This window comes from Methylobacterium sp. HMF5984 (genome assembly GCF_045033435.1).
Classification (GTDB): domain Bacteria; phylum Pseudomonadota; class Alphaproteobacteria; order Rhizobiales; family Beijerinckiaceae; genus Methylobacterium.
The window spans coordinates 2,371,323-2,396,882 of record NZ_JBJFLN010000001.1 but is presented as its reverse complement, the minus strand read 5'-3'; the positions used below and the strand labels follow the sequence as shown (position 1 = coordinate 2,396,882).

Genomic DNA, 25,560 nt, shown 5'->3' with positions numbered 1-25,560 from the left:
GTAAAAGGCGACGTTGATCTGATTGCGGGTGCTTCAGTCGCAAGCCCATCCCCTGCTATTTTCAGCGATAAAGACAACACGGGATCGGGGTTCAAGCGTGTCCGCAATTGTCCGCGAAGGCACGCCGCGCTTCGGCTCGAAGGATATTCAACTCGTCCTGCAGGCCGATGATCTCACTTTCGAACTCGTCAAGCATAGGCGCGGCCGGGTCAAGAGTAGGGTCGAATGTTCGCCCGATGGCGCGCCAGACACCACAATGGCGACGCGCGTGGGTCTGGCTGTCGTTAACGGCTCGATCTGAAGGGCGAAGGTGCCGATCTCTCGCATGATCCTTATCTCCCACCACAGACTGAGGCGCAGTCCAGTCTCATCACAATATTGGGTCTAGAAAGACAACGTCTAGCAATTATCCCTTCCGCTTTGAGTAATCTACTCTGGAGTAGGCTGCCCAGGTTCATAAATGCGATACGCAGACGGTTCCGCATCGCCTAGACCGCAATGCGTTCAAAATCTTGAATTTTGAATTCTAAACACCCTTTCCTGACAGATTTGAGTGTCAGGTTTACGGTCGATTTTCTGGCACAGACGCAACCTGCTGCGTGCACGGACACGGGCATAAGGCCGAGGCATCGCTGCCCCAGCCGTTCTTCATTTCAGGCTTTGGCTTGCAAACAACTTTAGCCGAAATGCCCATCGTTGAAGGCGGTTTGGCCCTCAATGGCGCCGTACTGCAGGTAGTACAGCATCGGATCAATATGGGCGTTGGCTACGTCAGCGTAGTGGCTCTGGTACACCTTGGTATCGAAGCTGGCCGAGGGATCGCGGCCCTCCTTCCACCCGAAGCTGTCGTAGTGCGCCAGCGGATCGATGTTGGCAGCCTTCACGTCGCTGTAAGCGGCCAGATAGCCCTTGGTGTCGAACACCGCATTCGGATTGCGGCCCTCATGCCAGCCGTAAGTCTCATAGTGCTGGTAGGCGTACGCGAAGCTGTCACCGCCGGCTGCGATGGCCGATTTGGCCACGTCTGGGTTCGACAGGAGGTAGTACTCGGCATCGAAGCCCGGATGGACGGCCAGATCCGCAGCCTTACCGACGGCGGTATAAGCTTGGCGGCCTTCAGCCTGACCGTACTGTAGGTAATGAGCTAGCGGATCGATCCCGGCTGCCTTCACATCGGGATTGCGCGCTAAATATAGGTCAGTGTCGAAGTTCGCCGACGGATCACGGTATTCCTTCCAGCCATTGCTGTCGTAATGCGTAAGCGGATTGATACCGGCTTTGGCGACGTCACTGTTGGCGGCAAGGTAGCCGACGGTCGAGAAGAAAGGGTTCGGATCTCTACCCTCATGCCAACCGTTGGTGTTGTAATGACTCGTCGGATCGACGTGTGCTTTCCAGACGTCGGGATTAGCGACGTCGTAGTAGAGATCATCGATGAGCGTCGAACCAGCATGCTCTGTCACGGTGCCATCAGCAAAACTGAGAGTATGTAAGTCTGTGATATCGATGATACTACCACTCGGTGTGGTCATCATATCATGACCGTTGTTAAGCTTGAATTGGGCCTCTGTGAGGTTGAAGGTGAAGGTCTTGCTTGTATCGGTAACAGCAGTCACGGGGCTGCTAAGCAGGGGTAGCGTTGTATTAGTGATCGCCGTCAAGCTTGCGATAGCGCTCTTGTAGGCAGCGCCTGCGGTGGCGTTTGCGCCCGTGCTCAGCTTGCCGCTGTAGTCGGCGTTCGAGTCCCAGTAGTTCTCGTAGACCATGTTGTGGTCGGCCATCCACTTGGTCATGGCCTGGACGTAGGGAGCAGCGTTGTCGCTGGCGACACCCCATTCGGAGATGGCGGTGGCCTTGCCGTGGGCTGCGGCGAAATCCTGCTGCCACTGCAGGCCGTAGGCGCGGGTGACCTCACCCTTGAACCCCTTGGCGGCATCGGTGCCGTCCCACTGGGTGCTGTAGTAGACGTCGGTGCCGATCACATCGACGTACTTGTCGCCCGGATACGCCTTCTCCGGGTTCATGTTGCCACCATCGTTGGTGGTGTCCCACACGAACTTGAACTTGTCCGAGACCGAGCGGAAGGTGTCGACAAGGTTCTGGAAGGACTTAATGAACGCGGCCTCGTGGCCGTTGGCGGCCCAGGGCATCCAGGAGCCGTTGAACTCCCAGCCGACGCGCACGTAGATGTTGCCGTCGCTGCTGGCCTTGGTCTGCGCCAGAGCCTGTGCAGCCTTGAGGAAGTGGTCGTTGAAATCGCCCGTGGCGACCTGCTCGAGCGAGGTGCCCCAGACCGTCAGCGGCACCGACCAGATGTTAGAGGCGGCGGTGTTCTTCCACAGGCTCGTGGCCCAGCCAATCGAGCTGTCGAACGCCTTCCAGCTGTCGTTGTTGAGGTAGGTCAACACGTTGCCCGGCGTGCTCCCCACCCACTTGGAATACGAAGCAAAATCGGCCGGATCAGTACCTACAAATACACCAGTCTGGGTCACTGAAAGTCTCGCCACTCAGCATTTACCGCTAATTGCGAAGTCTGCGCTCTGTAAGCTGCTTCTAGAGCAGAATATCATTCATAGAGTTTATAAGATCTGAAAATAGTTTGTAAATATTCAAGCGCGATCATGGACAGATGATTTTAATACTAACGACATATTAATGGCCGATGATTTTGTTAAATTGATTCTTAATCTTGATTATTCATCGACTGCTGTGGACCGCCGATTATTATGGTTTTTGATCCTGTAGTGCGGATAACACGGCAAAGCACCCGAAGCCTGAGGAGCTTGTTGGCAAGCTACGGCAGGCGTATGGGCTGATCTCGAAAGGACAGAGCGTAGCCAATGCAATCCGTGCGTTCGGCGTTAGTTCGATGACGTGACCTCGCCGACTGGTTCTGGCCTAGGCTAATTCAGAGAATTAGCCTAGGCCAGAGGAGTTGAGGTTGAAGGAAGAACAGAGGTCGAGCGCGGAGCGGGTCGTGCTGATGCTGCGCCATACCAAGGTGCAGACGGTTCAAGGCAATAGCATCGTTTTTGTCTGCAAGGAGGCGAGTGCCTTCGAGTAAAGATGCGACCGTTGTCGCAAGGAATAGATCGATTTGAAGGTCGATCAGGCCAGAAAGATTAAGGATTTAGAGCGCGAGAGCGCACGGCTTCGTTGTCTGGTCGCTGACCTGTTCTTGGAAAAGTAGGTGTTGGCGAACGTCGCCGCGGGATCCGCAGGGCAACGTCAGAAAAACTTGCAGCACCCGAGCGACGTAGACTGGCAGTTGCCGGCATGTGGGAGAAATACGGTCTTGCAAAGGGATCCGATCGACCTCCTGTCTGCGTGCAAGCTAATTCTAAAAGTCGAACTCACGGAAATCACAGCCCGCGCCGACCAGGCCGACCCGTCACGCAAACGTCCGGTTGCGTGACGGGTCGGTCATCCGTATGGCGCCGGCGCGGCAGTCCTGTTTTGAACCCTGGCGGGCATTCGATATGGGCAACAGGCGACCAATTTGCTCAACAGCATGCACGCAGGAACGCAGTAACATTATCTCATAAAATCAACGACATGGTCGTGTCCCAGGCGGTGGTGTAGCTGGGGGGTGGTCATCGGCGGTTGCCGGGTAGGGTCGGGTTGCGACTGCCAACCCCGCACCCGAGAGACCTCCAATGACCGACGAGATGATGGCCCTGCGCGGGCTGATGGAGAAGAGAGCCGACGCCGATCTGCTGCGTGAGATGATCGGTTTTGCAGCCGAGCGATTGATGGAACTGGAAGTGGGCGGCCTGACCCGCGCGGCCCACGGCGAGAAGAGCGCTGAGCGACTGGTCCAGCGCAACGGTTACCGTGACCGAGACTGGCAGACGCGGGCTGGCACGGTCGAACTGCGCATCCCGAAGCTGCGCAAGGGCTCGTACTTCCCCGGCTTCCTGGAGCCGCGCCGGATGGCCGAGAAAGCGCTGACGGCGGTGATCCAGGAGGCCTACATCCAGGGCATCTCGACCCGCTCCGTGGATGATCTGGTCCAGGCCATGGGCGGCACGGGCGTGTCGAGGAGCCAGGTCTCGCGCCTGTGCCAGGAGATCGACGAACGGGTCGGCGCGTTCCTCGCCCGACCCATCGAAGGCGAGTGGCCGTATCTCTGGATCGACGCCACCTACGTGAAGGTCAGGAGCGAGGGCCGCATCATCTCGGTCGCCGTCATCGTGGCGGTGGGCGTGAACACCGACGGCCGGCGCGAGGTGTTGGGCATGGACGTCGGGCCCTCCGAGGCCGAGACGTTCTGGACCGCCTTCCTGCGCAAGCTCGCCCGGCGCGGCTTGCGAGGGGTCAAGCTGGTGATCTTGGACGCTCACGAGCGCATCAAGGCCTCGGTGGCCAAGGTGATGAACGCCACCTAGCAGCGTTGCCCGGTGCACTTCATGAGGAACGTGCTCGCCCATGCCGGCCGCAGCGGGCGGCGCGTCGTGTCGGCCTTCATCGCCACCGCCTTCGCCCAGGATGATGCCGAGGCGGCCCGTCAGCAATGGCGGCGGGTGGCCGACCAGCTCCGCCCCAAGGTGCCCAAGCTCGCCGCCCTGATGGACGCTGCCGAGCCCGACGTGCTGGCCTATATGGGCTTCCCAGCCGCTCACCGGATCAAGCTGCACTCGACCAATCCGTTGGAGCGCCTGAACGGCGAGATCAAGCGCCGGACCGAGGTGGTCGGCATCTTCCCCAACGAGGCTGCCATCACCCGCCTCGTCGGCGCGATCCTGCTCGAACAGAATGACGAATGGGCCGTCCAGCGGTCGCGCTACATGACCCTGGAAAGCATCGCCCCAATCGGCGATGATCCCCTCGTCAGCCTGCCCACCCTGGCAGCCTGATCGTCCCGGCCCAAGCCGGTGATCGCGGTGGCCCTCATCGAGCTACACCACGCCCAGGGACACGACCCAACGACATCGCCCCGACTGTTAATCGCATCGTCCTGCAGGCTGCGTGGGCGGCGGCACGGCCGGTCCTGGAAGACGGAATTGGTCCTGAAACGGTTTGCAGGGGCAATAATTTCGCGAGACATTTCAATGGCTCGCCAGAACCCCAGTTTGCAGAAAAGCTTATCGATTGCAGGATCTGGGGGCAGCTTGAGGTGCTAGTCCTGCAAGGGGTGGAGGTTCGAGTCCTCTTGGCCGCACCAACGTTTCGATGTCGTACGTCGAAGCGTCGGTGCATGAAAACGGGTTGTGGGCGGCCGCGCTCTTCGACGACGGCGCCCTTCGCCGCTCACACGAGCCGCATTCGAAAGCGCCTGAACGCCGGGCCCTGATTCTCCGCACGGACATCACGGCTGACTGATAAGCGCTCCTGAAAGGCCGATGATCGATAGATCTCGTGCGCGTTCGGTGCGTCGCGGCGTCCTGCTGACGTCGTCTGTCCTACAATCTTCTCCGCCGGCATTTCGGCGCCGCCGGGCGGCGTTCGCCCACCGCGGTCGAGGAAGCTGAACGCTTGCTGCCGACGGGCTTCAGCGTCGCTCCAGCGATACCCTGCCAATCTTCTCCTCGACAGCCGAGACCGGGGCTTCGGCACGATGCCGGCCGCGCGACGTGTCAGGAGATGGGCGATGAAGAAGATTGCTGCCGTCACAGCCGCCGTGCTCTTCGCGGCGAGCGGGCTCGGAACCACCGCAGCCGAGGCTCGGGGCGGCGGTGCCCTCGCGGCCGGCCTGATCGGCGGGCTCGCCGCGGGCGCACTCCTCGGTGCCGCTGCCGCGGAGGCGCACGCGGCGCCCGCCTACGGCTACGCAGATGCGCCCCCCGTGGTGCGCTATCGGCCCGCTCGCGTCGTCCGGGCGTACGACGACGAGGTCGTTTACCGGACGACGCGGGTCGTGCGCTCCGACGCGACGGATCCGGAAGGTTACGGCTATCGTGCCGCCGGATACGGCGACCGCTGGCACTGCGACCGGCCGCACGGCTACGGCGGCTGGTAGCCGAAGAGGCGCCAGGGCCGCCCGAGTGGCGCGGGCAGCCCGCTTGCACCGCTCGGCACATCGCGAGGCGCAGGCCTCGGGCTCCGGCACCCGGGCGGGGCTTCGGCGAAGTCAGGGATGCCCCGTCGAGGCTGAAACCCTTGACCGGTCCCGCCTCACCGCCGAAACATCGCCATCGACCGACCGGTCGTCCCGATCCATCCGCCACGGATCGTGCCCCGGCGCCGTGCCGGCCTGCGTCGCTTATGCCGGGCGGATAAGATCCCGGCGGCGACCCTCTTCTCGAAAGCGACCATGCCAGGCCTCAAGGACAAGCGCGGATTCATCGACAAGGACCGGCTCGATCTCTCCGAACGGAAGGCGGTCGAGTACTGGATGAAGCGCTGGGGCGTGACGCAGGACCAGCTCACCACGGCGCACCGCAAGGCCGGGCGCATGATCAAGGACATCGCCGCCGAGCTCGGCAAGAAGCGCTGAGCGGGCCGGATCGGACGACCCCGTCGCAGGTCCGCGCTGCCTGTGGCCGCACGACAAACCGGCCGACGCCGTTGCGAATGGATCCACCGGGGGGCGGGATCGACCGAAGCCGCCGGAGATCCCCATGGCCGCCCGAGGGCCGGCCGTGAGGGTGTGCGTCAGCCCTCGCTGTCGCGATTGAGGCCGAGGGCCTTCATCAGGTCGCCGATCGGATCGCCCTCCACCGGCTTGCCCGGCTGCGTCGCCGAGGCGACCGGGCTCGGAGCCTGCTGCTCGATCCGGGCCGTGGCCGGCCGGCCGCTCGCATTGGGCTGCGCCACCCTGCGGGCATGGACGTGATCGGCCTTCCGCACCGGACGCGCCTGCGGCTGACCCTCGAGCCCCGACAGGCTCGCCGTCATCGCGACGGGCAGGAGGGTGAAGGAGGCGGGACGCGCCAGCGTCGCTTCCGCCGTCTCGGCCTGCGACGCGCGCGCCGGCGGATCGCTCCAGGCCGTCGCGGCTTCGGCGGACGCGACGACGGAGTGACCGCGGCGCGTTTCGAAGGCCGGATCGCGCGAATGCAGAACATGCGCGGCGGTGATCAATCCCGTAACGAGCACGGCGGTCGTGAGGATTGTGGACTTGACGTGTTCCATGATCTCAGAACGAACGGCCAAGGTCATGGTTCCGCTTGCCGCGGCCCCGACCTTCGGCCGGCATCGCCCAGCCCCCGAAACGAAAAGGGCGGCCCGCTGGGCCGCCCTTTCGCAGGTCGTGGATCGCTTCGCGGCCTACTCGGCCGCGGCCGAGGGCAGCTCGCCCAGCGGCCGGGCGCCGCTGTCGGACGCCTTCTGCTGGAGGATCATGCTGTCGCGGCGGCGTGCCACCGCGCGGATGTCGGCCACCATCGAGCCGGTGCCCGCGGGGATGAGGGAGCCGACGATGACGTTCTCCTTGAGGCCTTCCAGGTGGTCGATCTTGCCGTTGACCGCGGCTTCCGTGAGGACCCGGGTGGTCTCCTGGAACGAGGCCGCCGAGATGAACGACTTCGTCTGCAGCGACGCCTTGGTGATGCCGAGCAGGACGGGGACGCCCTGGACCGGCTTCTTGCCCTCGGCGAGGAGCTTCTCGTTGACCTCGGTCAGCTCCGTGCGGTCGATCTGGTCGCCCGCCAGGATGTCCGAGTCGCCGCCGTCGGTGATCTCGACCTTCTGCAGCATCTGCCGGACGATGACCTCGATATGCTTGTCGTTGATCGACACGCCCTGGAGCCGGTAGACCTCCTGGATCTCGTTGACGAGGTAGGCGGCCAGCTCCTCCACGCCCTTGATCGCCAGGATGTCGTGCGGCGCCGGGTTGCCGTCGACGATGTAGTCGCCGAGCTCGACCACGTCCCCGTCCTGAAGGTGGATGTGCTTGCCCTTCGGGATCAGGTACTCGACCGTCTCCGAGCCGTCGTGCGGCGTCAGCGACAGGCGGCGCTTGTTCTTGTAGTCGCGCCCGAAGGCGATGGTGCCCGACTTCTCGGCGATGATCGCCGCGTCCTTCGGGCGCCGCGCCTCGAACAGCTCCGCCACCCGCGGCAGACCGCCGGTGATGTCGCGGGTCTTGGCCGAGTCGGTGGAGACGCGGGCGAGGATGTCGCCGGCCTTCACCGAGCCGCCCGGGTCGTAGCCGATGATGGCGTCGACCGGCAGGAAGTAGCGGGCGTCCGAGCCGCGCGGCAGCTTGACCGGCTTGCCCTCGGCATCGACGACCACCATCGCCGGCTTGAGGTCCGAGGTGCGCGCCGAGCCGCGCCAGTCGATGACGACGCGCTTGGCGATGCCGGTCGACTCGTCGGTGGTCTCGGTGATCGACTGGCCGTCGACCATGTCCTCGTACATCACCACGCCGTCCGTCTCGGTAATGATCGGGCGGGTGTAGGGGTCCCACTCGGCGATGCGCTGGCCGCGCTTGACCTTGTCGCCGTCGTCGACCCGCAGGCGCGCGCCGTACTGGAGGCGGTGCACCGCCCGCTCCGTGCCGTCGGCGCCGACGATCACCACCGCCACGTTGCGGCCGGTGGCGATCAGGTCGCCGTCCGAGTTCTTGGCGATCGCGCGGTTGCGGATCTTGATCGTGCCCTCGAAGCTCGACTCGATGAAGGACGAATCCGCGATCTGCGCCGCGCCACCGATGTGGAAGGTGCGCATGGTGAGCTGGGTGCCCGGCTCGCCGATCGACTGCGCCGCGATGACGCCGACGGCCTCGCCCATGTTGACGGGCGTGCCGCGGGCGAGGTCGCGCCCGTAGCAGGTGGCGCAGACGCCCTGACGGGTCTGGCACACCAGCACCGAGCGGATCTTCACCTCCTGGATCCCGGCCGCCTGGATGGCCGGCAGGTGGCGCTCCTCGATGGTCTCGCCGGTCTTGACGATGACCGTGCCGTCCTGGGCGACGAGATCCTCCGCCGTGGCGCGGCCGAGGATGCGGATCGCCAGCGTCGCGACGACCTGGCCGGCATCGATGATGGCGCGCATCTTGATGCCGTTGGTGGTGCCGCAATCGACCTCGCGGATGACCGCATCCTGCGCCACGTCAACGAGGCGGCGGGTCAGGTAGCCGGAGTTGGCGGTCTTCAACGCCGTGTCCGCGAGGCCCTTGCGGGCGCCGTGGGTGGAGTTGAAGTACTCGAGCACGTCGAGGCCTTCCTTGAAGTTCGAGATGATCGGCGTCTCGATGATCTCGCCCGAGGGCTTGGCCATCAGGCCGCGCATCGCCGCGAGCTGCTTCATCTGCGCCGGCGAGCCGCGCGCACCGGAATGGCTCATCATGTAGATCGAGTTGATCTGCTTGTCGGCGCCCTGGTCGTCCTTCTGGACGGTCGAGATCCGGAGCATCATCTCGGCGGCGAGCTTGTCCGAGCACTTGGCCCAGGCGTCGACGACCTTGTTGTACTTCTCGCCCTGGGTGATCAGGCCGTCGTTGTACTGCTGCTCGTAGTCCTTCACCAGCGTGCGCGTGGTGTCGACGATGGTCCACTTGTTCTCCGGCACGACCATGTCGTCCTTGCCGAACGAGATGCCGGCCTTGAACGCGTGGTTGAAGCCGAGCGCCATGATGCGGTCGCAGAAGATCACCGACTCCTTCTGACCGCAGTGGCGGTAGACGGTATCGATCATCGACGAGATCTCCTTCTTGGTCATCAGCTTGTTGACGACGTCGAAGGGCACCTTGGCGTGCAGCGGCAGCGCGCCGGACAGGATCACCCGGCCGGGCGTGGTGTCGTAGGTCTTGGTCAGCGGCTCGCCGTCGGGGCCGATGCCCTTCCAGCGCCACTTGATCTTCGAGTGCAGCTTCACCGACTTGGCGGCCAGGGCGTGCTCGAGCTCGCCCATGTCGCCGTAGACGCCCTGCATCGGGTTGGTCTTGTGGTCGGGCTGGAACGCGCCGACCAGGCCCTCGCCGACGATGGAGAGGTAGTACAGGCCGAGCACGATGTCCTGCGAGGGCACGATGATCGGCTGGCCGTTGGCCGGGTGCAGGATGTTGTTGGTCGACATCATCAGGACGCGCGCCTCCAGCTGAGCCTCGAGGCTCAGGGGGACGTGCACGGCCATCTGGTCGCCGTCGAAGTCGGCGTTGAACGCGGCGCAGACCAGCGGGTGCAGCTGGATCGCCTTGCCCTCGATCAGCTTCGGCTCGAACGCCTGGATGCCGAGGCGGTGGAGCGTCGGCGCGCGGTTGAGCATCACCGGGTGCTCGCGGATCACCTCGTCGAGGATGTCCCAGACCTCGGGCTTCTCCTTCTCGACGAGCTTCTTGGCCTGCTTGACGGTGGCCGAGAAGCCCTTGGCGTCGAGGCGCGCGTAGATGAACGGCTTGAACAGCTCGAGCGCCATCTTCTTCGGCAGGCCGCACTGGTGCAGCTTCAGCTCCGGGCCGACCACGATGACCGAGCGGCCCGAATAGTCGACGCGCTTGCCGAGCAGGTTCTGGCGGAAGCGGCCCTGCTTGCCCTTGAGCATGTCGGCGAGCGACTTCAGCGGGCGCTTGTTGGCGCCGGTGATGACGCGGCCGCGGCGGCCGTTGTCGAACAGCGCGTCGACCGCCTCCTGCAGCATCCGCTTCTCGTTGCGGATGATGATGTCGGGCGCGCGCAGCTCGATCAGACGCTTGAGGCGGTTGTTGCGGTTGATCACGCGACGGTAGAGGTCGTTCAGGTCCGACGTGGCGAAGCGGCCGCCGTCGAGCGGAACCAGCGGGCGCAGGTCCGGCGGGATCACGGGGACGACGGTCAGGATCATCCACTCGGGCTTGTTGCCCGACATCTGAAACGCCTCGATGATCTTGAGGCGCTTCAGGAGCTTCTTCGGCTTCAGCTCGGAGGTCGTGGTGGCGATCTCCTCGCGCAGCGAGTCGGCGATGCCGTCGAGGTCGAGCTCCTGCAGGATGCGCCGGATCGCCTCGGCGCCGATCATCGCCGTGAACGAATCCTCGCCGTACTCCTCCTGGGCGCGCAGGTACTCCTCCTCCGACAGGAGCTGGCGCTCCTTGAGGGGGGTGAGGCCCGGCTCGATGACGCAGTAGGACTCGAAGTAGAGGATCCGCTCGAGATCCTTGAGCGGCATGTCGAGCAGCAGGCCGATGCGGCTCGGCAGCGACTTCAGGAACCAGATGTGGGCGACCGGGGCGGCGAGCTCGATGTGGCCCATGCGGTCGCGCCGCACGCGCGCGAGGGTGACCTCGACGCCGCACTTCTCGCAGATGACGCCCTTGTACTTCATGCGCTTGTACTTGCCGCACAAGCACTCGTAGTCCTTGATCGGCCCGAAGATGCGGGCGCAGAACAGGCCGTCACGCTCCGGCTTGAAGGTCCGGTAGTTGATCGTCTCGGGCTTCTTGATCTCGCCGTAGGACCACGAGAGGATCTTTTCGGGGCTGGAGATCGAGATCTTGATCTGGTCGAAGCTCTGGGGCTGAGCCTGCTGGTTGAAAAGGTTCATGACCTCTTGGTTCATGATCCGCTCCTTGCTTGACGGGAACGCGCGCCCTGCGCCGGCGCCGTCCACGTCCTGAAATCAACTCGGCGCCGCGCCCTTCAAAGGCGCCGCTGGCCGTCGGCCCGTCCGGAGGCTCCGCCCCTCCCCGCTCGAACCGTGCCGGCGTTGGCGCCGGCACGGGAGGTGTCTTGTTTCGGCTACTCGGCCGCGTCGGCCGGCGGCTCCAGGGCGTCGTTGGCGGCCTTCTTGGACGAGGTCAGCTCGACGTTGAGGCCGAGCGACCGCATCTCCTTCACCAGCACGTTGAAGCTCTCCGGGATGCCGGCCTCGAAGGTGTCGTCGCCGCGGACGATCGCCTCGTAGACCTTGGTGCGGCCGGCCACGTCGTCCGACTTCACCGTGAGCATCTCCTGCAGCGTGTAGGCCGCACCGTAGGCCTCCAGCGCCCAGACCTCCATCTCGCCGAAGCGCTGCCCGCCGAACTGCGCCTTTCCGCCGAGCGGCTGCTGGGTGACCAGCGAGTACGGGCCGATCGAGCGGGCGTGGATCTTGTCGTCCACGAGGTGGTGGAGCTTCAGCATGTAGATGTAGCCCATCGTCACCTTGCGGTCGAAGGCCTCGCCGGTGCGCCCGTCGTAGAGCGTCGACTGGGCCGACCGGTCGAGCCCGGCCATCTCCAGCATGGTCTCGATGTCGGCTTCCTTGGCGCCGTTGAACACCGGGGTCGCCATCGGCACGCCGCGGCGCACGTTGTTGGCGGCCTCGGCCATGTCCTCGTCCGACAGGCCTTCCAGCTCCGACGGGGAGTAGATCGCCTGCATCTCCTCCTTCAGCGGGCCGATGTCCTGGCTCTTCAGGTAGGCGTCGACCGCCTTGCCGACCTTGCGGCCGAGGCCGGCCGCGGCCCAGCCGAGGTGCGTCTCGAGGATCTGGCCGACGTTCATGCGCGACGGCACGCCGAGCGGGTTGAGCACGATGTCGGCATGCGTCCCGTCCTCCAGGAACGGCATGTCCTCGATCGGCACGATCCGCGAGACCACGCCCTTGTTGCCGTGGCGGCCGGCCATCTTGTCGCCCGGCTGGATCTTGCGCTTCACCGCGACGAAGACCTTGACCATCTTCATCACGCCGGGGGGCAGCTCGTCGCCACGCTGCAGCTTCTCGACCTTGTCGAGGAAGCGCTGCTCGAGGCGCTTCTTCGACTCGTCGTACTGCTTCTGCATCGCCTCCATCTCGGTCATGAGACGGTCCTCGACGACGGCGAACTGCCACCATTGCGAGCGCGGGTACTCGTTGATGAGCTCACGCGTCAGCGTGGTCTCCTTCCTGAAGCCCTTCGGCCCGGCGATCGGCGCCTGGCCGATCAGCACGCCCGAGAGGCGGGCGTAGGTGTTGCGGTCCAGGATCGCCTGCTCGTCGTCCCGGTCCTTGGCGAGGCGCTCGATCTCCTCGCGCTCGATCGCCTGGGCGCGCTCGTCCTTGTCGACGCCGTGGCGGTTGAACACCCGGACCTCGACGATCGTGCCGGTCACGCCCGGGGGGACCCGGAGCGAGGTGTCGCGCACGTCGGACGCCTTCTCGCCGAAGATCGCGCGGAGGAGCTTCTCCTCCGGCGTCATCGGGCTCTCGCCCTTCGGCGTGATCTTGCCGACGAGGATGTCGCCGGCATGGACCTCGGCGCCGATGTAGACGATGCCGGCCTCGTCGAGGTTCTTCAGAGCCTCCTCCGAGACGTTCGGGATGTCGCGGGTGATCTCCTCCGGGCCCAGCTTGGTGTCGCGGGCCATCACCTCGAACTCCTCGATGTGGATCGAGGTGAACACGTCATCCTTCACGATCCGCTCGGAGAGCAGGATCGAGTCCTCGAAGTTGTAGCCGTTCCACGGCATGAACGCGACGAGGACGTTGCGGCCGAGCGCGAGCTCGCCGAACTCGGTGGACGGGCCGTCGGCGATGATCTCGCCCTTCTTCACCGGCTCTCCGACGCGAACCAGCGGCTTCTGCGTGATGCAGGTCGACTGGTTGGAGCGCTGGAACTTCTGCAGGCGGTAGATGTCGACGCCGGGCTTGGTGGCGTCGGCCTCCTCCGTCGCGCGGATGACGATGCGGGTGGCGTCCACCTGGTCGACGATGCCGGAGCGGCGGGCGGCGATGGCGGCGCCGGAGTCGCGGGCGACCACGGCCTCCATGCCGGTGCCGACGAACGGCGCGTCGGCGCGCACCAGCGGCACCGCCTGCCGCTGCATGTTCGAGCCCATCAGCGCGCGGTTGGCGTCGTCGTTCTCGAGGAACGGGATCAGCGCCGCGGCGACCGACACGAGCTGCTTCGGCGACACGTCCATCAGGTCGACGCGCTCCGGCCCGACGACGATCACGTCGCCGGCGCGGCGGCAGACCACCAGCTCCTCGGTGAGCTTCTTGTTCTCGTCCATCTGCGCGTTGGCCTGGGCGACGTAGTACTTCGCCTCCTCCATCGCGGAGAGGTACGAGACCTCGTTGGTGACGACGCCGTCCTTGACCCGGCGGAACGGGGTCTCGATGAAGCCGTACTTGTTCACCCGCGCGAAGGTCGCGAGCGAGTTGATCAGGCCGATGTTCGGGCCTTCCGGCGTCTCGATGGGGCAGATGCGGCCGTAATGGGTCGGGTGCACGTCGCGCACCTCGAAGCCGGCGCGCTCGCGGGTCAGGCCGCCCGGGCCGAGCGCCGAGAGGCGGCGCTTGTGCGTCACCTCGGAGAGCGGGTTGGTCTGGTCCATGAACTGCGACAGCTGCGACGAGCCGAAGAACTCGCGCACCGCGGCCGCCGCGGGCTTGGCGTTGATCAGGTCCTGCGGCATCACCGTGTCGATGTCGACCTGGGACATGCGCTCGCGGATGGCGCGCTCCATGCGGAGCAGGCCGAGGCGGTACTGGTTCTCCATCAGCTCGCCGACCGAGCGCACCCGGCGGTTGCCGAGGTGGTCGATGTCGTCGATCTCGCCCTTGCCGTCGCGCAGCTCGACGAGCGCCATGACGACCGCCAGCATGTCCTCCTTGCGGAGCGTGCGGACGGTGTCCTCGGCGTCGAGGTCGAGGCGCATGTTCATCTTCACGCGGCCGACGGCGGACAGGTCGTAGCGCTCGCTGTCGAAGAACAGCGAGTGGAACATGGCCTCGGCCGTCTCCAGGGTCGGCGGCTCGCCCGGGCGCATGACGCGGTAGATGTCGAACAGCGCGCCTTCGCGGGCGGAGTTCTTGTCCACGGCGAGCGTGTTGCGGATGTAGGGGCCGATGTTGACGTGGTCGATGTCGAGCACCGGGATCTCGGCGACGCCGACCTCTTCGAGGCTCTTGAGCAGCTTCTCGGAGATCTCCTCGCCGGCCTCGGCCCAGATCTCGCCGGTGTTCACATCGACGAGGTCCTCGGCGACGTACTGGCCGACCAGGTCCTCGTCGGTCGCCTTGAGGAACTTGGTCCCTTTCTCGGCGATCTGGCGGGCGTTGCGGGCGTTGAGCTTCTTGCCGGTCTCGAGCACGACCTCGCCGGAATCGGCGTCGATCAGGTCGACCGAGGCCTTGAAGCCCTTCAGCCGCTCGGCGTCGAACGGCACGCGCCAGTCGGCGCCGTCCCGGTCGTAGACGACCTTGTTGTAGAAGGTCGACAGGATCTCCTCGCCGGACAGCCCGAGCGCGTAGAGCAGCGACGTCACCGGCAACTTGCGCTTCCGATCGATGCGGACGTGCACGATGTCCTTGGCGTCGAACTCGACGTCGAGCCAGGAGCCGCGATACGGGATGATCCGGGCGGCGAACAGCAGCTTGCCCGAGGAGTGGGTCTTGCCCTTGTCGTGGTCGAAGAACACGCCCGGGGAGCGGTGCATCTGCGAGACGATAACGCGCTCGGTGCCGTTGACGATGAAGGTGCCGTTCTCCGTCATCAGGGGCATGTCACCCATGTAGACGTCCTGCTCCTTAATGTCCTTGACCGACTTGGCCGCCGTGTCGGGATCGACGTCGAACACGATCAGCCGCAGGGTCACCTTCAGCGGGGCCGCGAAGGTGATGCCGCGCTGGCGGCACTCGTCGACGTCGTATTTCGGCTGCTCGAACGTGTAGCGGACGAATTCGAGGAGCGCCGTCGAGGAGAAGTCCGAGATCGGGAACACGCCCCGGAACACGCTCTGCAGGCCCTCGTCGCCGCGGCCGCCCTCGGGCTCGTCCATCATCAGGAACTGGTCGTAGGACGCCTTCTGAACCTCGATGAGGTTCGGCATCTCGGCGACTTCCTTGATCTTACCGAAGAACTTCCGAATGCGCTTGCGACCGACCAGCGTATTGGCCATGTGACCTCGCTCCACCATCTTCGCGTCCTGGTCGCCCGGGGAAGTCTCGCCGACTCCCGCGCCGGGCCATGGCTCGCGTCCCGCCGGACCGCGCCACCCGAATTCATGATCTCAATCGGCTCGTTCCGAGCCGGGACCCGTCTCAGGGTCCGCCGGCCGCCGAAGCGGCCTCAGCCCGCGGGTGCGAACACCCGCGGGCTGCGGTCACGCCCGGCTCCCGAGGGAACCGGCCGCGCGGTGACGGGCCGGAGATCGGCCCATCGTCGGCTTACTTGAGCTCGACCTTGGCGCCGGCCTTCTCGAGCTGCGCCTTGAGCTTCTCGGCCTCGTCCTTGGCGACCGACTCCTTGACGGCCTTCGGGGCGCCCTCGACGAGGTCCTTGGCTTCCTTGAGGCCGAGGCCGGTGATCGCGCGGACCTCCTTGATGACCTCGATCTTCTTGTCGCCGGCGGCGGTGAGCATAACCGTGAACTCGGTCTGCTCCTCGGCGGCGGCAGCCGGGCCGGCGGCCGGGCCGGCAGCCACGGCGACGGCGGCGGCGGCCGAGACGCCCCACTTCTCCTCGAGCATCTTGGCGAGGTCGGCGGCCTCGAGAACGGTCAGCGACGACAGGTCGTCGACGAGCTTGGCAAGATCAGCCATGGTGATGATCCTCTAACGATATCGGTGTGAAGGGATGGGTTTGAAAGGGGAAACGACCGTCAGGCCGCTTCGTCCTTGGTGGCATAGGCTCCGAACACGCGGGCGAGCTTGGCCGCCGGCGCATTGACGACCTGTGCGATCTTGGTCGCGGGAGCCTGGACGAGGCCCACGATCTTGGCGCGCAGTTCGTCGAGGGACGGGAGCGAGGCGAGGGCCTTCACGCCGTCCGGGTTCAGAGCGGTCGCGCCCATGGCGCCGCCGAGGATCACGAGCTTGTCGTTGGCCTTGGCGAAATCCACCGCCACCTTGGCGGCCGCGACCGGATCGCTCGAATAGGCGAGCAGGGTCGGGCCCTTCAGGAGGGGCTTGATGGAGGCGACGTCCGTGCCATCGAGAGCGATGCTGGCGAGGCTGTTCTTTGCGACCTGCACGGTGGCGCCGGCGAGCTTCATCTGCGAACGCAGCTTCTGCATCTCGGCGACCGTGAGGCCTTTGTAGTGGGCCACGACGACGACGGCGCTCTTTGCGAACACGCCGTTGAGCGTCGAGACGAGATCAGCTTTTGCTGTCCTGTCCACTGGGGCTCTCTCCGGTTGGGCGGAACCCGAGAATGGGTCCGCCGGTTGCACGTGCCGCCCGGGACGGATCTTCGGCCTCATGGAAGCCGAAAACGTCCTGGACGACGCTTCACGGCCCTGTCCCCCGGTGCCGCCCCCGCGAGGGGTGCGATGCCTAAGGGCTGAGATGGTTCAAACCGATGCCTTCACGCCGTCCCTCATCGGTCGGGCGCTTCGAAAATGCGGTCTTCCCCGTCTGTGCAGGCTGGTGGATTAAGCCGGCGAACCGGCACCTGCAGTCTCGGACAGGACATGGCCGGACGCGGCCCTCAGAGGTTTTCACCCCTCAGGTCCTGCCGGCCATCGACGCCCGGTCACCCAGGCGGCGTCTCGATACGGAACCCGACCGGGCGGACGGGCTCCCTGAACAAACATGAAAATTGCGTGGAGCGCGGTGTATAGAGCCAAGCAAGCCGCCTGCCAAGGGCCGAGACGCGACTTTTCCGACTTAGGCAAACGCGCGGTGTCCTCGGGTGACCGATCCTATCCGAGCCGGTCGATGGCTCCGAGCGGCTTCTCGGACGGACTCTGCGTTGGATTTGCGATTCGGTGCGGATGGTTGGCCTTCGCCGACGCTTGATAAGCTCTCCACCGGGCTGCCGGATTTCGACCGATTGCGCTGAAGGTTCGGGCGTCGTCATGGCCGTGTGCCGCGCAGCCCTACCTCGAGGCGAGTCCCATGCAGCGCGTACAACGGCAGGACTGGATCGACGTCGCGCGCGGCATCGGGATCATTCTGGTCGTGTTCGGCCACGTCCTCCGGGGAACCGTCAAGGCGGGGATCGTGCCAGACACATCCGCGACCCAGTGGGTGGATTTCGGTCTGTACACCTTCCACATGCCGCTGTTCTTCTTCCTGGCCGGACTGAACCTGCCCGGCAGCCTGCGACGCGGACGGGTGCCGTTTCTCCAAGCCAAGCTCTGGACGATCGGCCTTCCCTACGTGATCTGGACGTTCATCCAGGGCAGCGTGATGATCCTGCTGGCGCAGGACATCAACACGCAGGTCGCTCCCGCCGACCTTCTCGCCTTCCCGTACCGTCCCCTCGGACCGCTTTGGTTTCTCTACGCCCTTCTGATCTGCCACGTGCTGGCCGCCATGATTCCCGATCGCAGACTGTTCGCCGCCATCGCGGCGGCGGGATTCGTGATCTTCTTTCGGCTCCCGGAGGTTCCAAGCCTCGCGCTGACCCTGCACAACCTTCCGTTCTATCTCGCAGGTGCCTATGCCGGGCACGCCCTGGCGGCTTGGCGGACGCCGGTGAGCCTGTCGGGGATCGCACTCATCTGGACGGGCTTCGCCCTGGCGGTCGTGGGTGCCTGGACGGTCTCCGGCTTCAGCCCGATGGCGCTAGCGGCGCTACCTGCCTGTTGTCTCGGCATTCTCGGCGTCGTGTGGGTGAGTAAGCGTATCGGTGGCGGCGCGCTCGCCACGGTCGGCCTGCTCTCGCTCTCGATCTTCGTCATGCACTCGCTGGCCGCGGCCGGCCTGCGCGTGGCCATGACGCGCCTTCACGTTCCGCCCGACCCCATGGTCTACCTGATCTCGGGGACGGCCTTCGGCATCCTGGGCCCGATGCTCGCACATCGGCTCCTCGCCCGATGGAACACGCTGTCGGTGTTGGGGCTCGGAGCGCCGGCATGGCGCGACCGCGTCGCCGTCTCGGACACAGCCCGGTAACGTCTCGACGGTCGGCCCGCTCGGTTAGGCTGCCTCGCGCTCCGGCACGAAGCGCTTGCGCGCGTTCTCCCACCACGAGCGCTGCCGCGCCGCCTCGGTCTCGGCGGCCTTGGCCGCGTAGAACGAGGCGTTGTGCTCGCCGCGCAGGGCCTCGCGGGTGAAGCGGATCAGGTGGTGGGCGACGAAGCCCATGTTGAACACCGCCTCGATCTGCCCACGCCTCAGGGCGTAGACGGCCGCCGACCAGAACGGCTTGCGGTAATCCGAGAAGATGCCCACCCGGGTGATGATGTTGAACCCGAGGATCAGCCCGCGGCGCAGGTTGGTGAAGGTCAGCTTGCCCTTTGTCGGGGTGACGATGCGATTCGGGTAGGTCGTCGCGCACTGGTGCTTGAAGCGCTCAAAGATCTTCTCCGGCGCGTAGGCGTGCGCGATCGCCCGGCGCCAGCTCGACACCACGGTGTCGTGCGGGCGCTTGAACAGGACGTTCGACTCGAGCGCCGCGTCGTGGACGAGGCGCCCCTCCCGCTGCAGCCGGTCCCAGAGCGGCGTCTTCGGCAGGGCCTGGAGGATGTTGATCGTCAGGACGGGGATGCCCGACTTGTCGATGAAGTCGATCAGGTACTGCTCGGAGGCGTCCGAGTCGGAGTCGAGGCCGAGGATGATGCCCGACGTCACCTCGAGGCCGTAGGAGTTCAGCGTCTCGATCGCGCCGTACATCGGCACGGCGGCGTTGTGGGTCTTGTCGATGCCCTTGAGCGCGTCCTCCTCCGGCGTCTCGATGCCGACGAACACGGTCATGAAGTTCGCCTGCCGCATCAGCTCGAGGATCTCGGGCTGCTTGGCCATGTTGAGGGTCGCCTCGCAGGCGAACTGGAGCGGGTAGTCGTTCTTCTTCTGCCACGCGACGAGGTGCGGGAGCATGTCCCGTGTCGCCTTGCGGTTGGCGATGAAGTTGTCGTCGACGAAGTAGACCACCGCCGGGTGGCCGGGCTGGCTGATGATCGCGTCGAGCTCGGCGCACATCTGCTCGGGGCTCTTCAGCCGCGGCTGGCGCCCGTAGAGCTGCGGGATGTCGCAGAACTCGCAGCGGTAGGGGCAGCCCGAGGAGAATTGCAGCGAGCCGATCAGGTAGCGCTTCAGCGGGGCCGCCTCGTAGGCCGGCGCCGGGAAGTCCGAGAGCGGCAGCCGCTCCTTGGTCTCGAGCCGGACCTGGGACGGGGGCCGCGCCAGGTCGCGGTCGAGGATCGCGACGAGCGCGTCCGTAGCGTCGCCGATCTCGCCCATGTGGAGGTAGTCGAAGTCGGGATACTTCTCGGGGGCGCCGGAGACCGAGGGGCCGCCGAGCACCGTCACCTTGCCCGCGGCGTGCGCGCGCTTGGCGATCTCGTGGATCTGCGGCTCCTGGATGTGCATGCCCGACACGAACACCGCGTCGGCCCAGGCGAACTCCTCAGGGGTGGCGCGCTTGATGTTCTCGTCGACGAACCGGCACTCCCAGGTCTCGGGCATGTAGGCCGAGATCAGCAGCAGGCCCTGGGGCGGCATGAAGGCCTTCACGCCGCCCATCAGCGGGTAGGCGTGGGAGAAGGTCCCGAAGGACGGCGTGTAGGCGGGGAAGACGCACAGGATGCGTCGCTGGGTCTGAACGGAGAGGTTGCATCGCATGGCGCCCTATTTAGCACAGCTGCGACCGTTGGCGCCCCCCTTCGCCGCGGCAATCTGCATCGTAATCGCCGGGTGCGGGGGCCGCTCCGCGGGGCTGTCTGCGCAGGGTCCCGGATCACCCTCGGCCGGCGCTTCGGCTGTCCGGGACCCGGCACGACGCGCAACGAAAAACGCCCGGCCGCAGGAGCCGGGCGCTTCGATCGTGTCGTCGTAGCGGGACGGTCAGGCGCCGAGGACGGAGCCCGGCTCGACCTTCACGCCCGGGCCCATCGTCGAGGTGACGGCGATGCGCTGGATGTAGGTGCCCTTGGAGCCGGCGGGCTTGGCCTTGGCCACCGCGTCGGCGAACGCCTTGATGTTCTCGACGAGCTTGGCCTCGTCGAACGAGACCTTGCCGATGCCGGCGTGGACGATGCCCGCCTTCTCGACGCGGAACTCGACCGAGCCGCCCTTGGCGCCGGCGACCGCGGACTTCACGTCCATGGTGACGGTGCCGACCTTCGGGTTCGGCATCAGGCCGCGGGGGCCGAGCACCTTACCGAGCCGGCCGACGAGCGGCATCATGTCCGGGGTGGCGATGCAGCGATCGAACTCGATCTTGCCGCCCTGGACGATCTCGAGCAGGTCCTCGGCGCCGACGATGTCGGCACCGGCCGCCCGGGCGTCGTCCGCCTTGGCGCCGCGGGCGAACACCGCCACCCGCACCGTCCGGCCGGAGCCGTTGGGCAGGTTGCAGACGCCGCGGACCATCTGGTCGGCGTGGCGCGGGTCGACGCCGAGGTTCATCGAGACCTCGACGGTCTCGTCGAACTTGGCGTTGGCCTTGGCCTTCACCATCGCGATCGCCTCGGCGATCCCGTAGAGCTTGGTCGGGTCGATGCCCTCGCGGGCGGCGCGGATGCGCTTGCCTTCGTGTGCCATGGTGCCCTCCCCTTACGCGGTGACTTCGAGGCCCATGGCCCGCGCGGAGCCACGGATCATCGCGACGGCGGCATCCACCGAATCGCAGTTCAGGTCGGGCATCTTCTTCTCGGCGATCTCGCGAAGCTGCGCCTCGGAGACCTTGCCGACGGTCGGGCCCTTGCCGGGGGTCTTGGAGCCGGAGGCCGGCTTCTTGCCGATCTTCAGGCCCGCGGCCTTCTTCAGGAAGAAGGTGACCGGCGGCTGCTTCATCTCGAAGGTGAAGCTGCGATCCTGGTAGGCCGTGATCACGACCGGGATCGGGGTTCCCTTCTCGATCTGCGCGGTCTTCGCGTTGAAGGCCTTGCAGAATTCCATGATGTTGAGGCCGCGCTGACCGAGCGCGGGACCGATCGGCGGCGACGGGTTGGCGGCGCCGGCCGGGACTTGAAGCTTCACGTAGCCCGTGATCTTCTTCGCCATGGGACTGCTCCCAAATGATTGCGCGCCGCCGGGCTGCCTGAGGCTCGGTCGGACGGGCGGTTGCAGGTCGCGGTGCGGACCGTTGGCCCCGGCGGCGAACCGGGCGGGCCTTCCGCGGGCTTTCGCGAACAGGAAGCAGCGAAGACGGAATGGGTGGGCCGGTGCATCGCATCGGCCGATCCGAAAGGGCGTGGTGCCCTCGATCTGCTATTCGCTCCTCCCGATCCGCTCTACGTCAGGCCTTCTCGACCTGGGCGTATTCGAGTTCCACCGGGGTGGCGCGGCCGAAGATCGACACGGCGACCTTCAGGCGCGAGCGGCTCTCGTCGACTTCCTCGACGGTGCCGTTGAACGAGGCGAAGGGGCCGTCGGCGACGCGGACGGTCTCGCCGATCTCGAAGGAGATCGACGGCTTCGGACGGTCGACGCCCTCGGCGACCTGGCCCTTGATCCGCTCGGCCTCGGCGTCCGGGATCGGCACCGGCTTCGACTTGTCGGCGCCGAGGAAGCCCGTGACCTTCGGGGTGTTCTTGATCAGGTGGTAGACCTCGTCGGTGAGGTCGCACTTCACCAGCACGTAGCCGGGGAAGAACTTCCGCTCCGCGTCGACCTTGCGGCCGCGACGGACCTCGACGACCTTCTCGGTCGGGACCATCACCTCCTCGAAGAGGTCCATGAGCCCACGCTGGGCCGCCTGATCCTTGATGGACTGGGCGACCTTGTTCTCGAAGTTCGAGTAGGCGTGGACGATGTACCAGCGCTTCGACACGGTTCTGATCGACTCCTGCATGTTCGCGTCGGGCCGGGGCCCGCGGACGGTGTGTGTTGCCTACAGGCCTAGGATCAGGCCGACGAGGTAGCGAAGGCCCTGGTCGACCACCGTGAAGAACAGGCTCGCGACCACCACCATCACGAAGACCATGATCGTGGTGACCGTAGTCTCCTTGCGGGTCGGCCACGTGACCTTGCGGCCCTCGTCGCGCACCTGCCCGAGGAACTCCAGCGGGCCGACGCGCTTCGGCGCGGGCCGGGCCGGCGGAGCGTTGCGCTGCGGCGGCTGGGAAGCCGCGCCGCGGACCGGGCTGCGCGCCGGATCGGCCTTCTTGGTCGCTTCGTTCGATGCCATGGCGTCAGGAACCGGGTTTCGAGAATGACGACGGGTTCGGAAGCTCGCCCGAACGAGCCCGAACCGACAGCCGACATCGATCTCGGAGTGCGCCCGCTCTAGCGCAAGTCGTCGGGGTTGTCGACAGCCGCGGCGCGTCGCGAGCGTCAGGAGCGTGGCTTGGAACGGCAGGAAATGCAGACTGGCAGGAGTGGAGGGACTCGAACCCGCAACCTCCGGTTTTGGAGACCGGCGCTCTGACCAGTTGAGCTACACTCCTATCGCGACGCCCAATGCCCGATCGGGCGCCGGGATGCAAGAGCCGGGAACGCCGGAAATGCGTCACCGACTGTGATCGGCCCGCTCCGCCGCCGTCAGCAGGCGCAGTCCCGTTCGGTCGAAGCGGAAGAGCTCGTCGCTGCGGCCGTAAGGGCCCTTCCGCAGCCGGTCGCGCACCTCCGCGGCGAGGGCGATGCGGGCCTTGCTGTCGGCGGGCCACGCCATCAGCAGGTCGCGGGTCGGGATCGCGACCGTGATGCCATCGGCTTTCAGCGCCGTGCGGATCTCGTCGAGATAGCCGGGCAACATCAGCCGTGCGGCGTCGTAGTCATCGCCGGCATTGGTCATGGCGAGGATGGGGGTGCCGCCGTCGACCGCGAGGGCGAACGCGGCCTCCTTCGAGGCCGCGGCGAGGTTGGCCAGCGCCGGAACCTCGATGGCGGTTCGGATCGCCGCGGCATCGACGCCCCACCCTTCGAGCATCGGCCGGGTCAGGTAACGCATCCGGTCCGCCCCATCGATGACGTAGGCCACGACCAGGGTCTCCGAGAAGGTCCGCGTGGCGAGGTCCGGCACCTGGGCGAGGATCGCGCGCGGCAGGAGCTGCGGGTGCAGCTGCGCCCGGATCGCCGCGAGGCTCGGCTCGCCGGGCGACGGCGCCGCGTCCATGCCCTTCAGCGCGGTGACGAGATACGCCTCGATCATCCGCCGGCGCGCGTCGCCGGCGAGCGGGGCGACCCGCGGATACAGGTTGGTGAGGGCGATCGTGCTGCGGCCGACCAGGATCTGTCCCGGATCACGGTCGGGGCGGATCTCCGCGCCCGGCCGGATCGCCCGCAGGATGGCCGCCACCTCGTCGCGGAAGCGTCCGTCGCTCAGGGCGTCGGCACGGGCCGGGCAAATCAGGATCGCGCTCGCGGCGGCGGCGAGCCACAGGCGGCGCGTCGGCCACGGAAACCCGATGGCGGTGTTCATTCCTGGGGCTCCGCGGCTCGTCGCGGATGGCAGGAAAATAAACCGACGGCTCCCTGTCAAGCTCGGGGTCGGCAGGGAGGGATGGAATGCCGATGTCAGGCGGTGACAACGGGGTCGCGAGCCGATCCCGCGGCCTCCGCGACGAGACACGGCCGGCGAAGACCGCCGGCCGTGCCGAATCGCTCGAGCGACTACGCGTTGATGGCGGCGACGACGCCGGCGCCGACGGTTCGGCCGCCCTCGCGGATGGCGAAGCGCAGCTTCTCCTCCATGGCCACCGGCACGATCAGCGTGACGTCCATGGTCACGTTGTCGCCCGGCATCACCATCTCGGTGCCCTCGGGCAGCACGCACACGCCGGTCACGTCGGTGGTGCGGAAGTAGAACTGCGGCCGATAGTTGGTGAAGAACGGCGTGTGGCGCCCGCCCTCCTCCTTGGTCAGGATGTAGGCCTCGGCCTTGAACTTGGTGTGCGGCTTGACCGAGCCCGGCTTGCACACGACCTGGCCGCGCTCGACGTCCTCGCGCTTGGTGCCGCGCAGCAGCACGCCGACGTTGTCGCCCGCCTGGCCCTGGTCGAGCAGCTTGCGGAACATCTCGACGCCCGTGACCGTCGTGGTCTGGGTGTCGCGGATGCCGACGATCTCCACCGTCTCGCCGACCTTGACGATGCCGCGCTCGACCCGGCCCGTCACCACCGTGCCGCGGCCCGAGATCGAGAACACGTCCTCGATCGGCATCAGGAACGGCATGTCGATCGGGCGCTCCGGCTGCGGGATGTAGTCGTCCACCGTCTTCATCAGCGCCAGCACCGCGTCGTGCCCGACCGCCTTGTCGCCGTTGTCGAGCGCCACCTTGGCCGAGCCCTTGGTGATCGGGATGTCGTCGCCGGGGAAGTCGTACTTCGACAGAAGCTCGCGCACTTCCATCTCGACGAGCTCGAGCAGCTCGGCGTCGTCGACGAGGTCGACCTTGTTGAGGAACACCACCAGCGCCGGAACGCCGACCTGGCGCGCCAGCAGGATGTGCTCGCGGGTCTGCGGCATCGGGCCGTCGGCCGCCGACACCACCAGGATCGCGCCGTCCATCTGCGCCGCGCCCGTGATCATGTTCTTCACGTAGTCGGCGTGACCGGGGCAGTCGACGTGCGCGTAGTGCCGGTTCGTCGTCTCGTACTCCACGTGCGCCGTCGAGATCGTGATCCCGCGCGCCTTCTCCTCCGGAGCCTTGTCGATCTGGTCGTAGGCCGTGAACGTCGCCCCGCCGGACTCCGCCAAGACCTTCGTGATCGCCGCCGTCAGCGACGTCTTGCCGTGGTCAACGTGACCGATCGTGCCGATGTTGCAGTGCGGCTTCGTGCGGGCAAACTTCTCTTTGGCCATGGTTCCCGTTCCTGCGGCAGGGCCCGCGCACGGGCGCACCCGATCTCGACTCTCGCCCGGCTCGCGGGGGAGCCCCGGCGAAAGGCGCGGTCGGATTAGAGG

17 protein-coding genes, 1 tRNA gene and 1 pseudogene are annotated in these 25,560 nt (G+C 66.1%); 5 read left to right on the top strand and 14 right to left on the bottom strand.

Features of this window, described 5'->3' with window-relative positions; translation table 11 throughout:
• Positions 1 to 97 precede the first annotated feature (97 nt).
• Positions 98 to 301, top strand: a complete 204-nt coding sequence (locus ACFZ8E_RS11530; protein WP_405042805.1) for a hypothetical protein — start codon at positions 98 to 100, stop codon at positions 299 to 301.
• Positions 302 to 677: 376 nt separating this feature from the next.
• On the opposite strand, the gene ACFZ8E_RS11525 is transcribed toward ACFZ8E_RS11530, so the two are convergent.
• A complete protein-coding gene (locus ACFZ8E_RS11525; protein WP_405042804.1) occupies positions 678 to 2,492 on the bottom strand; it encodes a glycosyl hydrolase in 1,815 nt (604 codons plus the stop codon).
• 1,164 nt (positions 2,493 to 3,656) lie between these two features.
• Here ACFZ8E_RS11525 and ACFZ8E_RS11520 point away from each other — a divergent pair.
• From ACFZ8E_RS11520 to ACFZ8E_RS11510, 3 genes and pseudogenes are all read left to right on the top strand, one after another.
• A pseudogene (locus tag ACFZ8E_RS11520) lies at positions 3,657 to 4,856 on the top strand (IS256 family transposase).
• 734 nt (positions 4,857 to 5,590) lie between these two features.
• Positions 5,591 to 5,959 carry a hypothetical protein gene (locus ACFZ8E_RS11515; RefSeq protein ID WP_243948751.1) on the top strand — a complete coding sequence of 123 codons (369 nt, stop codon included), beginning with the start codon at positions 5,591 to 5,593 and terminating at the stop codon, positions 5,957 to 5,959.
• Between the two features lie 294 nt (positions 5,960 to 6,253).
• A complete protein-coding gene (locus tag ACFZ8E_RS11510) occupies positions 6,254 to 6,436 on the top strand; it encodes a DUF3606 domain-containing protein (RefSeq protein WP_243936175.1) in 183 nt (60 codons plus the stop codon).
• Between the two features lie 158 nt (positions 6,437 to 6,594).
• Here ACFZ8E_RS11510 and ACFZ8E_RS11505 read toward each other — a convergent pair whose 3' ends face one another.
• The 5 genes from ACFZ8E_RS11505 to rplJ all read right to left on the bottom strand — a co-directional run bounded on the left by ACFZ8E_RS11505 (position 6,595) and on the right by rplJ (position 16,946).
• The gene (locus ACFZ8E_RS11505) at positions 6,595 to 7,095 is read right to left on the bottom strand and encodes a hypothetical protein (RefSeq protein WP_405042803.1); all 501 of its coding nucleotides are present in this window, start codon (positions 7,093 to 7,095) and stop codon (positions 6,595 to 6,597) included.
• A gap of 114 nt (positions 7,096 to 7,209) precedes the next feature.
• Complete coding sequence (gene rpoC / locus ACFZ8E_RS11500) at positions 7,210 to 11,421, bottom strand: DNA-directed RNA polymerase subunit beta' (protein WP_147727147.1); 4,212 nt, start codon at positions 11,419 to 11,421, stop codon at positions 7,210 to 7,212.
• A 179-nt stretch (positions 11,422 to 11,600) separates the two neighbouring features.
• Entirely contained in the window at positions 11,601 to 15,725 is a 4,125-nt protein-coding gene (gene rpoB / locus ACFZ8E_RS11495; protein WP_243948747.1) for a DNA-directed RNA polymerase subunit beta, read from the bottom strand.
• A gap of 268 nt (positions 15,726 to 15,993) precedes the next feature.
• Entirely contained in the window at positions 15,994 to 16,368 is a 375-nt protein-coding gene (gene rplL, locus ACFZ8E_RS11490; RefSeq protein ID WP_147842158.1) for a 50S ribosomal protein L7/L12, read from the bottom strand.
• A 59-nt stretch (positions 16,369 to 16,427) separates the two neighbouring features.
• Positions 16,428 to 16,946, bottom strand: coding sequence for a 50S ribosomal protein L10 (rplJ, locus tag ACFZ8E_RS11485; RefSeq protein ID WP_147727669.1), 519 nt, complete (start codon positions 16,944 to 16,946; stop codon positions 16,428 to 16,430).
• 718 nt (positions 16,947 to 17,664) lie between these two features.
• On the opposite strand from rplJ, the gene ACFZ8E_RS11480 reads away from it, so the two are divergent.
• Positions 17,665 to 18,666 carry an acyltransferase gene (locus ACFZ8E_RS11480; protein ID WP_243936177.1) on the top strand — a complete coding sequence of 334 codons (1,002 nt, stop codon included), beginning with the start codon at positions 17,665 to 17,667 and terminating at the stop codon, positions 18,664 to 18,666.
• A 24-nt stretch (positions 18,667 to 18,690) separates the two neighbouring features.
• Here the strand turns inward: ACFZ8E_RS11480 and ACFZ8E_RS11475 are convergent, their stop codons facing one another.
• The 8 genes from ACFZ8E_RS11475 to tuf all read right to left on the bottom strand — a co-directional run bounded on the left by ACFZ8E_RS11475 (position 18,691) and on the right by tuf (position 25,458).
• Positions 18,691 to 20,334 carry a B12-binding domain-containing radical SAM protein gene (locus ACFZ8E_RS11475; protein WP_147842160.1) on the bottom strand — a complete coding sequence of 548 codons (1,644 nt, stop codon included), beginning with the start codon at positions 20,332 to 20,334 and terminating at the stop codon, positions 18,691 to 18,693.
• A gap of 222 nt (positions 20,335 to 20,556) precedes the next feature.
• Positions 20,557 to 21,255: a 50S ribosomal protein L1 gene (rplA, locus tag ACFZ8E_RS11470; RefSeq protein WP_147727672.1), complete on the bottom strand. Its 699-nt coding sequence runs from the start codon at positions 21,253 to 21,255 to the stop codon at positions 20,557 to 20,559.
• Between the two features lie 12 nt (positions 21,256 to 21,267).
• Positions 21,268 to 21,717 carry a 50S ribosomal protein L11 gene (rplK, locus tag ACFZ8E_RS11465; protein ID WP_147727673.1) on the bottom strand — a complete coding sequence of 150 codons (450 nt, stop codon included), beginning with the start codon at positions 21,715 to 21,717 and terminating at the stop codon, positions 21,268 to 21,270.
• Between the two features lie 235 nt (positions 21,718 to 21,952).
• Positions 21,953 to 22,486 (bottom strand): transcription termination/antitermination protein NusG, encoded by a 534-nt coding sequence (gene nusG / locus ACFZ8E_RS11460; protein WP_147727676.1) that lies wholly within the window; start codon positions 22,484 to 22,486, stop codon positions 21,953 to 21,955.
• 60 nt (positions 22,487 to 22,546) lie between these two features.
• Positions 22,547 to 22,843 carry a preprotein translocase subunit SecE gene (gene secE, locus ACFZ8E_RS11455; RefSeq protein ID WP_147727674.1) on the bottom strand — a complete coding sequence of 99 codons (297 nt, stop codon included), beginning with the start codon at positions 22,841 to 22,843 and terminating at the stop codon, positions 22,547 to 22,549.
• A gap of 182 nt (positions 22,844 to 23,025) precedes the next feature.
• A tRNA-Trp gene (locus ACFZ8E_RS11450) sits at positions 23,026 to 23,102 on the bottom strand.
• 62 nt (positions 23,103 to 23,164) lie between these two features.
• Complete coding sequence (locus ACFZ8E_RS11445) at positions 23,165 to 24,076, bottom strand: hypothetical protein (RefSeq protein WP_405042802.1); 912 nt, start codon at positions 24,074 to 24,076, stop codon at positions 23,165 to 23,167.
• 191 nt (positions 24,077 to 24,267) lie between these two features.
• Positions 24,268 to 25,458, bottom strand: a complete 1,191-nt coding sequence (gene tuf, locus ACFZ8E_RS11440; RefSeq protein ID WP_147729937.1) for an elongation factor Tu — start codon at positions 25,456 to 25,458, stop codon at positions 24,268 to 24,270.
• Positions 25,459 to 25,560: the final 102 nt, after the last annotated feature.

Bases quoted from the DNA above. Each gene is read 5' to 3' on its own strand.
- ACFZ8E_RS11515 (WP_243948751.1), top strand. From the start codon at position 5,591: ATGAAGAAGATTGCTGCCGTCACAGCCGCCGTGCTCTTCGCGGCGAGC.
- ACFZ8E_RS11510 (WP_243936175.1), top strand. From the start codon at position 6,254: ATGCCAGGCCTCAAGGACAAGCGCGGATTCATCGACAAGGACCGGCTC.
- rpoC (WP_147727147.1), bottom strand. From the start codon at position 11,421: ATGAACCAAGAGGTCATGAACCTTTTCAACCAGCAGGCTCAGCCCCAG.
- rpoB (WP_243948747.1), bottom strand. From the start codon at position 15,725: ATGGCCAATACGCTGGTCGGTCGCAAGCGCATTCGGAAGTTCTTCGGT.
- rplL (WP_147842158.1), bottom strand. From the start codon at position 16,368: ATGGCTGATCTTGCCAAGCTCGTCGACGACCTGTCGTCGCTGACCGTT.
- ACFZ8E_RS11480 (WP_243936177.1), top strand. From the start codon at position 17,665: ATGCAGCGCGTACAACGGCAGGACTGGATCGACGTCGCGCGCGGCATC.
- ACFZ8E_RS11475 (WP_147842160.1), bottom strand. From the start codon at position 20,334: ATGCGATGCAACCTCTCCGTTCAGACCCAGCGACGCATCCTGTGCGTC.
- rplA (WP_147727672.1), bottom strand. From the start codon at position 21,255: ATGGCACACGAAGGCAAGCGCATCCGCGCCGCCCGCGAGGGCATCGAC.
- rplK (WP_147727673.1), bottom strand. From the start codon at position 21,717: ATGGCGAAGAAGATCACGGGCTACGTGAAGCTTCAAGTCCCGGCCGGC.
- secE (WP_147727674.1), bottom strand. From the start codon at position 22,843: ATGGCATCGAACGAAGCGACCAAGAAGGCCGATCCGGCGCGCAGCCCG.
- ACFZ8E_RS11445 (WP_405042802.1), bottom strand. From the start codon at position 24,076: ATGAACACCGCCATCGGGTTTCCGTGGCCGACGCGCCGCCTGTGGCTC.
- tuf (WP_147729937.1), bottom strand. From the start codon at position 25,458: ATGGCCAAAGAGAAGTTTGCCCGCACGAAGCCGCACTGCAACATCGGC.